The organism is Streptomyces sp. NBC_00207, assembly GCF_045160965.1.
In the GTDB taxonomy this organism is placed as follows: Bacteria; Actinomycetota; Actinomycetes; order Streptomycetales; family Streptomycetaceae; genus Streptomyces.
In genome coordinates this window covers 7,659,766-7,672,970 of the sequence record NZ_CP130715.1, presented here as the reverse complement: position 1 = coordinate 7,672,970, position 13,205 = coordinate 7,659,766, and the positions used below count along the sequence as shown (strand labels likewise).

The following is a 13,205-nucleotide window of genomic DNA, read 5'->3' as shown; positions in this document are numbered from 1 at the left end:
GGGGGTGCCCGAGGAGGGTGCGGGCCGGCCCGTGGGTACGAGGTGGTGCGGGCCGGCTGGCGTGGCGGACGGGTCAAGCCCCCCATCCGGCCTGGGCGCCGCCGACCCGCTCGGCGACGATCTTCTCGGCCCAGCCGCCGGCCCGGTAGGCCGCGACCGGGTTCGGGTCCCGCCCGGCCTCGGCGCGGACCTCGGCCAGCAGCGGACGGACGTCGGTGGCGTAGGCGTCCATCAGTACCTCGTTGGCGCCGAGTACGTCGCCCGCGTTCTGAGCGGCCGTCAGTGCCGAGCGGTCGACCAACAAGGCCTTGGCCGTGGCCTCCTGGACGTTCATCACCGAGCGGATGATCGCAGGGATCTTCGCCTCGATGTTGTGACACTGGTCGAGCATGAACGCGACGCCGGTTTCGGGGGCGAAGCCGCCGTTCCCGGCGACCTCGTGCAGGATCCGGAACAGCTGGAACGGATCGGCGGCGCCGACCATCAGGTCGTCGTCCGCGTAGAAGCGGGAGTTGAAGTCGAAGCCGCCGAGCTTCCCCTCGCGCAGCAGGAACGCGACGATGAACTCGATGTTGGTGCCGGGGGCGTGGTGGCCGGTGTCGACGACGACCGCGGCCCTGGGCCCGAGCCGCAGGCAGTGCGCGTACGCGGTGCCCCAGTCCGGGACGTCCGTGGTGTAGAAGGCGGGCTCGAACAGCTTGTACTCCAGCAGGATCCGCTGGTCGTCGCCGAGCCGCCCGTACACCTCTGACAGGGCGTCGGAGAGGCGTTGCTGGCGGGCCGAAATGTCGTCTTGGCCTGGGTAGTTGGTTCCGTCGGAGAACCACAGCTTGAGGTCGCGCGAGCCGGTGGCGTCCATGATGTCGACGCATTCCAGCAGGTGGTCGAGAGCCTTGCGGCGCACCCTCGGGTCCGGATGGGTGACGGAGCCGAGCTTGTAGTCCTCGTCCTGGAAGACGTTCGCGTTGATCGCGCCGATCTCCAGTCCGAGCCCGCGGGCGTGGGCGGACAGCGCGCCGTAGTCCTCGACCCGGTCCCAGGGAATGTGCAGCGAGACCTTCGGGGCGACGCCGGTGGCGGCGTGCACCTGGGCCGCGTCGGCGAGCTTCTCGAACGGGTCGCGCGGCACGCCGGGTTGGGCGAAGACCTTGAAGCGGGTTCCCGAGTTCCCGTAGCCCCACGAGGGCGTCTCGATGCGCTGGGCACGAAGGGCGTCCTTCACGGCGGATCGGTCGGCCACCGGAGCACCTCCCACGATCTGAATCGTTTCATTCCGACGGTAGGGAGGAGCCGCGGGAAGCGTCAAGGCACCGACGGGGGGCAGTTGGCGTGATGTCGTAACCTGACCTCCGGGTCGGCCGTCGGAGCCGGTGAAACCTTTCAATGGTGGGACATGGGCGGCGCGGCAAGCATCAAGGACGTGGCACGGGCGGCCGGTGTGTCGGTCGGCACGGTCTCCAACGTGATCAACCGGCCGGAGACGGTCGGCGAGGAGACCAGGGCCAGGGTCCGGGCCGCGATCGACCGGCTCGGCTACGTACGCAGCGAGTCGGCGCGCCAGCTGCGCTCCGGCAGCAGCCGGATCATCGGTCTGCTGGTCCTCGACCTGGGCAACCCGTTCTTCGTCTCCGTGGCGCGCGGGGCCGAACAGGCGGCGCGCGCGGCGGGCCTGGGCGTGATGGTCTGCAACAGCGCTCAGCGGCTCGCCGACGAGGCGGACTACCTCGCCCTCTTCGCGGAGCAGCGGGTGCGCGGGGTACTGCTGACTCCGGCCGACGCTGAGGGGTCGGGAGCGGCGGCGCTCCGTCGCGGCGGCGTGCCCTTCGTGCTGGTGGACCGGCTCGCCCCGGAGCTGGAGGCCTGCTCGGTGTCGGTGGACGACGTCGGGGGCGGCGCCCTGGCGGCCGGGCACCTGCTGGCGAGCGGCCACCGACGGATCGCGTTCGCGGGCGGCCGCCACCGGCTGCAGCAGGTCGCCGACCGCCGCAGCGGCGCGCTGCAGGCGCTGGCCGGCCGCGACGCCGTCCTGCTGGACCTGGAGGTGGACGGGCTGGACGTGGCGGCGGGCCGCGACGCCGGCGCCCGCCTGCTGGGGATGCTGCCGAGACCGACCGCGGTGTTCTGCGCGAACGATCTCCTGGCCCTCGGGATGCTGCAGGCCGCGTTCGCCGCGGGCCTGCGGGTACCCGAGGACCTCGCGATCGTCGGCTACGACGACATCGAGTTCGCCGCGGCGGCCGCGGTGCCGCTGACCTCGGTGCGCCAGCCCGCGGAGGCGATGGGGCGGACGGCGGCCGAGATGCTCGCCGAGGAGACCGGCCTGGGCGGCGCGGCCCACCGGCACCGACAAGTCGTGTTCGAGCCGGAGCTGGTGGTGCGGCGTTCGACGCTGGTCGTGCCGCTGCCCGGCTGAGCGTGGCGTTGCCGTGCCCGCGCGCCTGCCGTCAGTGCGGCACCTGGACGGCGGGGCCGGGGCGACCAGGCCGGGTCTCGTAGGCGAGGAGACGGCTCGGGCGGGTTCGCGCGCGCCCCGTGGCGGGATGTGCCGGAACGCTACGGGCCGTTGGGACCGGGTCTACGATCTGTTCCGGCGGTGGCAGCGGGACGGAACCTGGGCCGGGATCCTCACCGCACTCCAGGCCGAGGCGGACGCCAAGGGCCTGATCACCTGGGAGGTCAACGTCGACTCCACCGTCTGCCGGGCCCACCGGCACACCGCGGGGGCGGCGAAAAGGGGGATCTCCAAAATGAGCCGCCCGGCGGCGTCTTCGTCGAGCCGACCGACCACGGCCTCGGATGGTCCCGAGGCGGCCTGCGCGGAGGTGTTCCGATGCGGGCCCTGCGGATCGCCATCTTCGCCACGTCCTCCCCGCCAACGCGGGGGTGATCCGCCCCAGTCGCCGCCGTCCCGTATGGCGACCCGGCGAGCCGCGTCCCGGCCGCAAGTAGCGGTGGCAGCTTCAACGCCGCGCATTGTCGACTACCCACAACGTCCCGCCCCGGCCTGCGCGACAGTCCGCAAGCCGGCCACAACCTCGGGCGAGAGACCACCCGGAACCGGCCGTGACAGCCGGAGAGTCCCCGACCCCGCGCCCCGCCGTACCGTCGCTCTGCTGGACGACACCGCCCGAGCTTCCAATGCAGGAATCTAACTACTCGTCAGCATAGTCGGCAAAGGGTCGGCATTCGTCCGGCCGGACTTGACCACGCCCTGCTCCGCATGGGACGCGACCCCAAGATCAAGAACCTCGTTCCGGGGACCGGAACGGCGTCCAATTCCGACAGGGTCCTCCCACCCGCTTCCGGAAGGGTCCCAGGGGATCGGTTCGGGACGGGTGGTGGTCTGGCACACTCAAGTGGGGTTGATTGTGATGGTCGGCCACATATGCCACCGACCTGCGGACTCCTACGTTGTGCCCACACCCGACGTCCCCGCAGACACCCTGGAAGTGGTGCACATGGCCTACCCCGCAACCGACCCGAAGGCTCCGTCCGGCATCAGACGGATCGTCGCCGCCAGTCTCGTCGGGACCACCATCGAGTGGTACGACTTCTTCCTCTACGGCTCGGCGGCCGCGCTCGTGTTCAACACGCTCTTCTTCCCCTCCAGTGACCCGCTGGTGGGAACCCTGCTGGCCTTCCTGACGTACGCGGTCGGGTTCGCGGCCCGGCCGCTCGGCGGAGTCGTGTTCGGCCACTTCGGCGACAGGATCGGCCGCAAGAAGCTGCTGGTGCTCAGCCTCCTGATGATGGGCGGGGCCACCTTCGCGATGGGCCTGCTGCCGACCCACGCCTCCATCGGCGTCGGCGCTCCCGTCCTGCTGACCGTGCTGCGCCTGGTCCAGGGCTTCGCCCTGGGCGGCGAATGGGGCGGCGCGGTCCTGCTGGTGTCCGAGCACGGCGGCGACAAGAGCCGCGGCTTCTGGGCCTCCTGGCCGCAGGCAGGTGCTCCCGGCGGCAACCTGCTCGCCACCGGGGTCCTGGCGCTGCTCGCCGCGGTCCAGTCCGACGAGGCCTTCCTCGCCTGGGGTTGGCGCATCCCGTTCCTGCTCTCCGGCGTGCTCGTCGTCATCGGGCTGTGGATCCGCATCTCGGTCACCGAGTCCCCGGTCTTCCTCGAAGCCCGGGAGAAGGCGGCCGAGCAGGCGGCGGCCGGCGTCAAGGACGAGCTCCCGGTCGTCGAGGTGTTCCGCAAGAGCTGGCGCGAGGTGCTCACCGCGATGGGCACGCGCTTCGGCGAGAACATCTCCTACTACGTCCTCACCGCGTTCCTGCTCGTCTACGTCACCGTCCACCTGCAGCTCCCGAAGAGCGAGGCGCTCAACGCGGTGCTGATCGGCTCCGCGGTCCACTTCGTCACCATCCCGATGTGGGGGGCGCTCTCGGACCGCCTCGGCCGCCGCCCGGTCACCCTGATCGGCGCGCTCGGCATGGCCGGCTGGGCGTTCGCCTTCTTCGCCCTGCTCGACTCCCGGTCCTTCCCCGCCATCGCGTTCACGGTCACCGTCGGTCTGCTGTTCCACGGCGCGATGTACGGCCCGCAGGCCGCCTTCATCTCCGAGATGTTCGACACCAGGGTCCGCTACTCCGGCGCCTCGATGGGCTCCCAGCTCGCCTCCATCGTCGGAGGCGCGCTCGCCCCGATCATCGCGGTGGAACTGCTGAAGGAGTACGGCACGTCCACCCCGGTCTCCCTCTACCTCTGCCTCGCGGCGCTCGTCACCGCGGTGACCGTCTGGGCGGCCAGGGAGACACGCGGCCGCGACCTGGCCGAGGACGGCCCGCCCTCCGCCGCGGAGCCGGGCCGCAAACGGTGGGACTCCGAGCCGATCGGCAGCTGATCCCCGTATGCTCCCCGCCGTGACAGCACCAGGCACCCAGCACTCCCACACCGCCGTGCGCCGGCTGCTCGACCTGCTGGCGGAGGGGGCACCGGCCGAGGACTACGGCCGCCCCTCCGCCGAGGCCCGGGAAGCCGGCGCCCCGGCGGACGAGCTGGCCGACATCGCCGAGGCCACCGGCGTGGCTTTGCGCATCCGGCGGACCCTCAGCCAGCACCGCCGGCGCGAGGCGGAGCTGACGGCGCTGTTCGACACCGCGAGCGACCTGGCCGCGCTGCGCGATCTGGACGCGGTGCTGCGGGCGATCGTGCACCGGGCCAAGCTGCTGCTCGGCACGGACGTCACCTATCTCTCCCTCAACGACGAGGCCGCCGGCGACACGTACATGAGGGTCACGGACGGGTCGGTCGCCGCCGCGTTCCAGCAGGTGAGGCTCGGCATGGGCGAGGGGCTCGGCGGCCTGGTGGCCCAGACCGCCCGTCCCTACGCCACGGACGACTACCAGGCCGACTCCCGGTTCCACCACACGTCCGCCATCGACGGCGCGGTCAGCCAGGAGGGGCTGCGGGCGATCCTGGGCGTGCCCCTGCGCGTCGGCGCCCGGATCATCGGCGTGCTGTACGCGGCGGACCGGGCCACCCGGGAGTTCTCCCCGGAAGAGGTGGCGCTGCTCTCCTCTCTGGCCGACCACGCCGCCATCGCGATCGACGGCGCCCGGCTGCTGGAGGAGACCCGGGCCGCCCTGGCCGACCTCAACTCCGCCTCGGAGACCATCCGGGCCCACAGCGCGGACGTGCGCCGCGCGGAGCAGGCCCACGACCAGCTCACCGACCTGGTCCTGCGCGGTGGCGGAGCCGACGAGGTGGCGGCCGCCATCGCCGCCATCCTGGACGGCGCGATCGTCCTCCACGACTCCCACGGAGCCGAGCTCGCCCGGGCCGGAACCGGGCCCGTGCCTCCGCCCGCCGCGGCCGTGGAGGCCTCCCGGGCCAGCGGCCGGGCCGTCGCGCAGGACGGGACCTGGGTGTGCGCGGTCCTGGCCGGACCGGAGCTGCTCGGCAGCATCGCCCTGACCGGGCGCGCCGGTCTGCCGGACACCGACCGGCTGCTGTTCGAGCGCGCGAGCGTCGTCACCGCGCTGCTGCTGTTGCTGCGCCGGTCCGTAGCGGAGACGGAGGACCGGGTACGCGGTGAACTCCTCACCGATCTCCTCGCCGCGACCACGGATCCGGGCGCTCTGACGGCCAGGGCGCAGCGGCTGGGCGTGAATCTGGCCCGGCGGCATTCCGTCCTCGCCGTGCACGGCGACGCGGCGTCACGCCATCGCATCCTCGCGGCGGTCGCCCGCAGCGGTGTGGCACGCGGCGCTCTCGCCGGGCTCCACCACGACCACGTGGTGCTCGTCGCTCCGGTGGAGGCGCCCGGCCCGGCCGCCAAGGCGCTCGCGGCCGAGCTGGGTCAGGCCGTGGGTTCCCCGGTCACCGTCGGCGCCGCGGGACCGGCCACGGGGCCCGCGGGCCTGTCCGCCGCGCACGGTGAGGCCCACCGCTGCCTGTCGGCCCTGCGCGCCCTGGGACACACCGGGCGGGGCGGGGCCCTGTCCGACCTCGGCTTCGTCGGCGTGCTCCTCGGCGGTCAGGCCGATCTGCTCGGATACGTACGCGACACGCTCGGTCCGCTGCTCGACTACGACGCCCAGCGCGGCACGGACCTGGTCCACACCCTGGACGCGTACTTCGCCCAGGGCGCGAGCCTCACCAGGACGAGGGCGGCGCTGCACGTCCACGTCAACACCGTCGTACAGCGCCTGGACCGGGTCGGCCGGCTCCTCGGGGAGGACTGGAACTCCCCGGCTCGGACCCTCGAGATACAGCTCGCGCTGCGGCTGCACCGGCTCACGCTCGGACTCTGAGGGGATCAGGGGGTGTCGTCCGGGCCGGGCCTGGAGTCGATCAGGCGGGCCAGTCCGTCCAGGACGCAGTGGAGGCCGAAGGCCCAGATCGTCTCCGGGTGGTATCCGGCGACCTCACTGCCGACGCGGCCGGCGAGCGGGTAGCGCTCCGGGTCCAGGGCCCGCTCGAGCAGGGGTGCGCTGACGGCCCACCAGTCCTGCTGGCTCTGCCGGCTGTTGTGGGCGGCGTCGTCTGCGGCGGCCAGGGCGTTGGCGTGGACGAAGCCGAGGAGGTGGGTGAGGCCGGCGTCCATCTCGACGTCGGTGAGCCCGAGGCCCTCGAAGGCCGCGAGCTCGTACTCGTACTTCCCGATCACTCCGGGGCCCAGCGGCGGGCGGGTGACCGCCAGGTCCGCGATCCAGGGGTGCCGGGCGAACAGGTCCCGGTTGTCGTCGGCGACGCGGGTGACCCGTACCCGCCAGGGCTCGCCCGGGGCCACCGGCCGGCGGTCCATGTGGCCGTAGGCCGAGTCCAGCATGAGGTCGAGCAGTTCGGCCTTGCCGGGGACGTACGTGTAGAGGGTCATCGGCGTCACGCCCAGGCGCCGGGCCAGCGCCCGCATGGTCAGCGCGGCCAGGCCCTCCTCGTCGGCGAGGGCGGTCGCGGCGCGGACCACGGCGTCCACGCTGAGACCCTGCCGCGGGCCGCGCCGCACGGGCTGCGCCGGCTCTCCGGGCTCGCGCCACAGCAGTTCCAGTGTGCGGACGGGGTCGCCCGCCCCGCTCCGGTCCTTCACCATGTCCGGTCCCTCCGCACGGTCGCCCGCTCGGGCCCATAACTCAGTACAACGTATAGAGTACAATGTAGAGAGTAAGCTCGTGACACCGCCATTCGAGGAGTTCCGTGCAGAACGCCGCCGACAGTCACCAGGTCATACAGGTCCGCGGAGCGCGGGAGAACAACCTGGCGGACATATCGCTCGACATCCCCAAGCGCCGCCTCACCGTCTTCACCGGCGTCTCCGGCTCGGGGAAGTCCTCGCTCGTCTTCGGCACCATCGCCGCCGAGTCGCAGCGGATGATCAACGAGACGTACGCCGCCTTCATCCAGTCCTTCATGCCGAGCCTGGGCCGCCCGGACGTGGACGGGCTGCACAACCTGAGCGCCGCCATCGTCGTGGACCAGGAGCGGATGGGCACGAACACCCGCTCCACCGTGGGCACCGTGACCGACGCCTACACCATGCTGCGGATCGTCTTCTCCCGCCTCGGCTCGCCCCAGATCGGCGCGTCGAGCGCCTTCAGCTTCAACACCCCCGAGGGCATGTGCCCGCGCTGCGAGGGCGTCGGCCGGGCCTCCGACATCGACGTGGACCAGCTGGTCGACCGGGAACTCTCCCTCAACGAGGGCGCGATCACCGTCCCGGGCTACGCCGTGGACTCCATGCTCTGGCAGGTCACGACCGCCTCCGGCTTCTACTCCCCCGAGAAGAAGCTGAAGGACTTCTCCGAGCAGGAGTGGGCCGACTTACTCCACAAGGAGCAGGTCAAGGTGAAGGTCGGCCCCAACAACATCACCTACGAGGGCCTGATCACCAGGATCAACCGGAAGTTCCTGTCCAAGGACCGCGAGGCGATGCAGCCCCACATCCGGGCCTTCGTGGACCGCGCGGTCGTCTTCGCCGACTGCCCGGACTGCCACGGCGCCCGGCTCTCCGCGGCCGCCCTCTCCTCCCGCATCGACGGCGCGAACATCGCCGACTGCGCGGCGATGCAGATCAGCGAGCTCGCCGCGTTCGTCCGCCGGATCGACGACCCGAGCGTGGCCCCGGTGCTCACCGGCCTGGGAGACCTGCTCGACTCCCTCGTCGAGATCGGCCTGGGATACCTCAGCCTGAACCGCCCCTCCGGCTCGCTCTCCGGCGGCGAGGCCCAGCGCGTCAAGATGGTGCGCCACCTGGGGTCCTCGCTCACGGACGTCACGTACGTCTTCGACGAGCCGACCATCGGACTGCACCCGCACGACATCCGGCGCATGAACGACCTGCTGCTGCGGCTGCGCGACAAGGGCAACACCGTGCTCGTCGTGGAGCACAAGCCCGAGGTCATCGCGATCGCCGACCACGTCGTCGACCTCGGCCCCGGCGCGGGCACGGCCGGCGGGCAGCTCTGCTACAGCGGGGACGTGGCCGGACTGCGCGCCTCCGGCACCCTCACCGGCCGCCACCTCGGACACCGCGCGCGGCTGCGGGAGTCGGTGCGCACCCCGCGCGGGCACCTGTCGGTCAAGGGGGCGGACCTGCACAACCTGAAGGACGTCAGCGTGGAGGTGCCGCTCGGCGTGCTGGCGGTGGTGACGGGGGTCGCGGGCTCCGGGAAGAGCTCGCTGATCCACGGCTACCTGGCCGGGCAGGAGGGGGTGGTGGTGGCCGACCAGTCGCCGATCCGCGGCTCGCGCCGGTCCAACCCGGCCACGTACACCGGGCTGCTGAACCCGATCCGGACCGCCTTCGCCAAGGCCAACGGGGTCAAGCCGGCGCTGTTCAGCGCGAATTCGGAAGGCGCCTGCCCGAAGTGCAACGGCCTGGGGCTGGTCTTCATGGACCTGGCGATGATCGACGGGGTGGCCTCGGTCTGCGAGGAGTGCGAGGGCAGGCGGTTCACGCCGCAGGTGCTGACGTACGAGCTCCACGGCAAGAACATCAGCGAGGTGCTGAACATGCCGGTCGCGGAGGCGCACGCCTTCTTCTCCGACGGCCAGGCGCGGGCGATCCTGGGGCGGCTGGTCGACGTCGGCCTGTCGTACCTGCGGCTCGGCCAGCCGCTCAACACCCTGTCGGGCGGCGAGCGGCAGCGGCTCAAGCTCGCCATCAACATGGCGGAGAAGGCCTCGACGTACATCCTGGACGAGCCCACGACCGGTCTGCACCTGGCCGATGTCGACAAGCTGCTCGCCCTGCTGGACCGGCTCGTCGACGACGGGAACTCGGTGATCGTCATCGAGCACCACCAGGCGGTGATGGCGCACGCCGACTGGCTGATCGACCTCGGCCCGGGCGGCGGGCACGCCGGCGGCGAGATCGTCTTCGAGGGCACTCCGGCGGCCCTGGTGGCGGGGGCGGACACCCTGACCGCCCGTCACCTGCGGGAGTACGTCTCCTTCCCCGGGTAGGATCCGACACGCACTGAGAACGCCGTACGCGCAATGCGTACGGCGTTCGCACGTGCGCTAGGGTGGTGGCATGCCAGCCGACGAGAAGCAGCAGAGTCCCGGCGCGTCCGCCGCCTCCCCGGTCCCCTCCGTCTGGACCCGCCCGCGCCGCAAGGAACAGCAGCCGGCGCTCAGCCGGGACCAGATCGTCGCGGCGGCCGTGCGACTGCTCGACGCCGAGGGCATCGAGGCGCTGAGCATGCGCAAGCTCGGCACCGGGATGGGCGCCGCGGCCACCTCCCTGTACCGGCACGTGGCCAACAAGGATGAGCTCATCGAGCTGGTCGTGGACGAGGTCTACGGCGAGCTGGAGGTGCCGGAGATCACCGACCCCGGGGCGTGGCGCGAGGCCCTCGCGCGCAGCGGTCACAGCCTGCGCGACATGGTCCTGCGCCACCCCTGGGTGGCCTCCGTCCTCGGCCAGGTCGGACTGGCCTACCTGGGCCCGAACCTGATGCGCCTGTCGGAGCGGATGCTGCGGCTGGCACAGGCCGCCGGCTTCCCGCCGGCCGAGGCGGAGCTCGCGATGAAGGCCGTCATCTCCTACGTCATCGGCGCCACCACGAGCGAGGCCTCCTACCTCTCCCTGCTCGCCCGCAGCGGGAAGAGCGAGGCGCAGTGGCTGGAGTCGCTGCTGCCCGCGGCCCAGGAGGCCCTGGGGGACCACCCTTTGACGCACGACCACGCCGCGGCGAAGCGCGGCAAGGATCCGGCGCTGCTGCGCGAGGAGAACTTCGACTACGGGCTCCAGCGGGTCCTGGACGGCCTGGAGGCCCGGCTCAGCCGCGGCTGACGTCCCCCTGCGGCAGGTGCAGTTCGCGGTCCTCGCCGAGCGGGGCGAAGTAATGCTCCACGTCCGCGCCGGTGACCTCGGCCAGGGTGGGCGGGGACCAGCGCGGACGCCGGTCCTTGTCGATGACCTGGGCGCGGATGCCCTCCACCAGGTCGGGCGAGCCCAGCCCGTTGCAGGAGACCCGGAACTCCTGGGCCAGCACCCGCTCCAGCGTGCCGAGGCCGGCGGCCCGGCGCATGGCGGCGAGGGTGACCTTCAGCGCGGTCGGGGACTTGGCCAGGATCGTCTCGGCGGCCTCCTTGGCGGCCGGCTCCCCCTGGGCGAGCAGCCGCTCCACGATCTCCTCGACCGTGTCCGCCGCGTAGCAGTGGTCGATCCAGGGCCGCCGGCCGGCGAGTTCACCGGGCGGGGGCGTGGCGGCGTACCGCGGCAGCACCTCGTGGACGGGGGCGCCGGCGAGCGCGGCGGTCAGTTCCGGCAGCCGGGCGGCGGGGACGAAGTGGTCGGCGAGCCCGCAGAGCAGCGCGTCGGCGGCGCCGATCGCGGTTCCCGTCAGGGCCAGGTGCGTGCCCAGTTCCCCGGGCGCCAGCGACAGCAGCCAGGTGCCGCCGACGTCGGGGACGAAGCCGATGCCGGTTTCGGGCATGGCGACGCGGGAGCGTTCGGTGACGATCCGGACGGAGCCGTGGGCCGAGACGCCGACTCCGCCGCCCATCACGATGCCGTCCATGAGGGCGACGTACGGCTTGGGGTAGCGGGCGATGCGGGCGTTGAGCCGGTACTCGTCCCGCCAGAAGTCCGCCGAGGCGGTGGTGCCGGCCTTGGCGTCGTCGTGGATGGCCCGGATGTCCCCGCCCGCACACAGCCCGCGCTCCCCGGCCCCGCGGATCAGGACCTGGTGGACGGCCGGGTCCTCCGCCCACGCGGCGAGCGCCTCGTCGATCCGCAGCACCATGGGGTGGGTGAGGGAATTGAGGGCCCTGGGGCGGTTGAGGGTGACCACGCCCGTCCCGCCCTCGACGTGGAGCAGGACCGTGCTGTCGTTGCTGCCGGGGTTCCCGGCGGTGTCGTCTTCGCTCTTCACAGCGATCAGTATGTCGGCGGCCCGGGGCCGGCAGGGCTTCCCGGCGACCTGGTGCCCACCGGGGCGGGCCTCGCCGCGCCGTTGCTGCGCCGCGTCAGTCGCGGGGGCGGGACCGGTGGGCCTGCCAGGCGGCCAGGGCCTCGGGGCGGGCCCCGTCGGGATGCCGGGCGTGCCAGTCGCGCAGGAACCGGTTGAACTCGAACTGGGCGCCGACCTCCTGGGGTTCGGCCGCCCGCGCGCGGGTCTCGTGCCAGTGGGCGACGGCATCGGCGAGGGTGTGCCCCGCGTGCCCGGCGACGTACTCCCGCATGAAGGCGTCGAAGTGGAAGGCGGGACCGATCTCCCGTACGAAGTACTCCCGCAGCACCTGGCTGCACCGCTGCCCTTGCGGGATCACGGTCGAGCCGTCGACGGGGGCGGCGAGCTGGCGCCCGGCGCGGCGGGGCGCGGAGGCCGCCGGGGCGGCGGGCACGGGGAGACCGTCGAGCGCGGCGGCGAGCCGGGCGGTGACGGCCGCCTTGCCGCCCCCGGCGGACAGGCCCATCCGGCGCGCCAGGGCGCTCAGTTCGGCCAGCGTCCAGTACCAGCGCAGCAGCTCCGCCCCGGTCAGCGCCGGCGTCAGGGCCGGCCGGGATTCCCCTGTATTCGTACTCACGTTCCCATTCTAAAGGGCGGGAGCGGACGGTGAACACGGCGGTGGAACCATGGAGCCAACCAACAGGTTCCGCTCAATGTCCCTTATCTTCAGACATGTCCAGTCCAGTCGCCCCGACGGAGGCCCCATGACCGACGACCCGAACCGCCTCACCCTCGGCGAGGACACGGCCCTGGTCCTCATCGACCTCCAGACGGGCATCCTGGGCATGCCCATCGCCAGGCCCGCGCCCGAGATCCTCAAGAAGGGCATCGCGCTCGCCGAGGCGTTCCGCGCCCACCGGCTGCCCGTGGTCCTGGTCAAGGTGGCCTGGTCCCCCGACGGCGGCGACCTGCCCACCGCCAACGTCGACCGCCCCGGTCCGGCCGCCGCCCCGCCGCCGGCGTTCTCCGAGATCCCCGCGGAACTCGCCGCCCTCGGCGACGCGGTCGTCACCAAGCGGCACTGGGGCGCCTTCACCGGTACCGAGCTCGACCTCCAGCTGCGCCGCCGCGGCATCCACCGCATCGTGCTGGCCGGCATCTCCACCAGCGCGGGCGTCGAGTCCACCGCCCGTACGGCGTGGGAACTCAGCTACGACCTGGTCTTCGCCGAGGACGCGACCGCCGACACCGACCCCGAATCCCACGCCCACACCTTCGGCAAGATCTTCCCGCGCATCGGCAAGGTCAGCAGCACCGACGAGGTCATCGCGGCCCTGCGGTCCCCTTCCTAGGCAGGCGCCGTCGGG

The 13,205-nt window shown here is 72.4% G+C and carries 10 protein-coding genes; 6 read left to right on the top strand and 4 right to left on the bottom strand.

Annotated elements, in window-relative coordinates:
- Positions 1 to 73: 73 nt before the first annotated feature.
- Complete coding sequence (gene rhaI, locus OG472_RS35590) at positions 74 to 1,240, bottom strand: L-rhamnose isomerase (protein ID WP_401605296.1); 1,167 nt, start codon at positions 1,238 to 1,240, stop codon at positions 74 to 76.
- A 153-nt stretch (positions 1,241 to 1,393) separates the two neighbouring features.
- Between rhaI and OG472_RS35585 the strand changes: the two genes are divergently transcribed.
- The 3 genes from OG472_RS35585 (at position 1,394) to OG472_RS35575 (ending at position 6,753) form a co-directional block, all read left to right on the top strand.
- On the top strand, positions 1,394 to 2,413 hold the full coding sequence (locus OG472_RS35585) for a LacI family DNA-binding transcriptional regulator (RefSeq protein ID WP_405942427.1): 1,020 nt from the start codon (positions 1,394 to 1,396) through the stop codon (positions 2,411 to 2,413).
- A gap of 1,045 nt (positions 2,414 to 3,458) precedes the next feature.
- Positions 3,459 to 4,841 (top strand): MFS transporter, encoded by a 1,383-nt coding sequence (locus tag OG472_RS35580; RefSeq protein ID WP_405942426.1) that lies wholly within the window; start codon positions 3,459 to 3,461, stop codon positions 4,839 to 4,841.
- Between the two features lie 7 nt (positions 4,842 to 4,848).
- Positions 4,849 to 6,753 (top strand): helix-turn-helix domain-containing protein, encoded by a 1,905-nt coding sequence (locus OG472_RS35575; protein WP_405832992.1) that lies wholly within the window; start codon positions 4,849 to 4,851, stop codon positions 6,751 to 6,753.
- Between the two features lie 5 nt (positions 6,754 to 6,758).
- Here the strand turns inward: OG472_RS35575 and OG472_RS35570 are convergent, their stop codons facing one another.
- The gene (locus tag OG472_RS35570; protein ID WP_405942425.1) at positions 6,759 to 7,532 is read right to left on the bottom strand and encodes a TetR/AcrR family transcriptional regulator; all 774 of its coding nucleotides are present in this window, start codon (positions 7,530 to 7,532) and stop codon (positions 6,759 to 6,761) included.
- 104 nt (positions 7,533 to 7,636) lie between these two features.
- Between OG472_RS35570 and OG472_RS35565 the strand changes: the two genes are divergently transcribed.
- A complete protein-coding gene (locus tag OG472_RS35565) occupies positions 7,637 to 9,904 on the top strand; it encodes an ATP-binding cassette domain-containing protein (RefSeq protein ID WP_401605285.1) in 2,268 nt (755 codons plus the stop codon).
- Between the two features lie 70 nt (positions 9,905 to 9,974).
- Entirely contained in the window at positions 9,975 to 10,736 is a 762-nt protein-coding gene (locus OG472_RS35560) for a TetR/AcrR family transcriptional regulator (RefSeq protein WP_401605283.1), read from the top strand.
- Here the strand turns inward: OG472_RS35560 and OG472_RS35555 are convergent.
- Both OG472_RS35555 and OG472_RS35550 read right to left on the bottom strand, forming a co-directional pair.
- Positions 10,723 to 11,820, bottom strand: coding sequence for an enoyl-CoA hydratase/isomerase family protein (locus OG472_RS35555; RefSeq protein ID WP_401605282.1), 1,098 nt, complete (start codon positions 11,818 to 11,820; stop codon positions 10,723 to 10,725). The genes OG472_RS35560 and OG472_RS35555 overlap by 14 nt on opposite strands.
- Positions 11,821 to 11,914: 94 nt before the next feature.
- On the bottom strand, positions 11,915 to 12,475 hold the full coding sequence (locus tag OG472_RS35550; protein ID WP_401605279.1) for a DUF6434 domain-containing protein: 561 nt from the start codon (positions 12,473 to 12,475) through the stop codon (positions 11,915 to 11,917).
- 127 nt (positions 12,476 to 12,602) lie between these two features.
- Between OG472_RS35550 and OG472_RS35545 the strand changes: the two genes are divergently transcribed.
- On the top strand, positions 12,603 to 13,190 hold the full coding sequence (locus OG472_RS35545) for an isochorismatase family protein (RefSeq protein WP_401605277.1): 588 nt from the start codon (positions 12,603 to 12,605) through the stop codon (positions 13,188 to 13,190).
- The last annotated feature ends 15 nt before the right edge of the window (positions 13,191 to 13,205 follow it).

Excerpts from the sequence above, each read along its gene's own strand:
- OG472_RS35585 (WP_405942427.1), top strand. The coding sequence starts at position 1,394 with ATGGGCGGCGCGGCAAGCATCAAGGACGTGGCACGGGCGGCCGGTGTG.
- OG472_RS35580 (WP_405942426.1), top strand. The coding sequence starts at position 3,459 with ATGGCCTACCCCGCAACCGACCCGAAGGCTCCGTCCGGCATCAGACGG.
- OG472_RS35575 (WP_405832992.1), top strand. The coding sequence starts at position 4,849 with ATGCTCCCCGCCGTGACAGCACCAGGCACCCAGCACTCCCACACCGCC.
- OG472_RS35570 (WP_405942425.1), bottom strand. The coding sequence starts at position 7,532 with ATGGTGAAGGACCGGAGCGGGGCGGGCGACCCCGTCCGCACACTGGAA.
- OG472_RS35560 (WP_401605283.1), top strand. The coding sequence starts at position 9,975 with ATGCCAGCCGACGAGAAGCAGCAGAGTCCCGGCGCGTCCGCCGCCTCC.
- OG472_RS35545 (WP_401605277.1), top strand. The coding sequence starts at position 12,603 with ATGACCGACGACCCGAACCGCCTCACCCTCGGCGAGGACACGGCCCTG.